Genomic DNA, 598 nt, shown 5'->3' with positions numbered 1-598 from the left:
CCAGGTAAAGCACCGCTTGTTGCACCCAGTGCGATGGTTCAGGCTCGACAGCGCCTAGGAACCAACGCTGTCGAACAATCCTTTAAGAAGATGGCTAAGCATTGGTATCAACAAGGTAAATTCGAAACATGGAATGGACTAAATTTACTCGGTGTCGATGGGGTTGTGTGGAGAACGACTGATACAGCTCAAAACCGTGAAAAGTATGGCTCTGGTAGTACTCAGTATGGCGACACGGCATTTCCTCAAATCCGCATGGTGTGCCAAATGGAGCTGACAAGCCACCAACTCATTAATAGCGCGTTTGATAAATACAAAGCGAGTGAAATGGTGCTAGCAGAGCAGCTAATTAGCGATACGCCTAATCATTCACTGACCCTGTTTGACCGTGGTTTTTATTCCTTAGGCTTACTCCATCAATGGCAACTCGCTGGAGAAGAGAGGCACTGGATGATACCGGCAAGAAAAGGGCTCCAATTTGATGTAATAAAAAGTTATAGCCGTGTAGATAAACAGGTAAGGCTGAGAGCCACACCACAAGCGAGAAAAAAGTTCCCCGAGCTGCCGGAGGAGATTGAGGCGCGGCTAATTACGAAAA

1 protein-coding gene is annotated in these 598 nt (G+C 47.0%); it reads left to right on the top strand.

Annotation, left to right across the window (positions count from 1 at the left end; all coding sequences use genetic code 11):
• A partial coding sequence (locus tag PSI06_RS21090; protein ID WP_273604825.1) for an IS4 family transposase occupies nucleotides 1–598 on the top strand: 598 nt, incomplete at both ends.

The organism is Pseudoalteromonas sp. GABNS16E (assembly GCF_028598715.1).
Taxonomy (GTDB): domain Bacteria; phylum Pseudomonadota; class Gammaproteobacteria; order Enterobacterales; family Alteromonadaceae; genus Pseudoalteromonas; species Pseudoalteromonas atlantica.
This window is presented reverse-complemented; position numbering and strand designations above follow the sequence as displayed.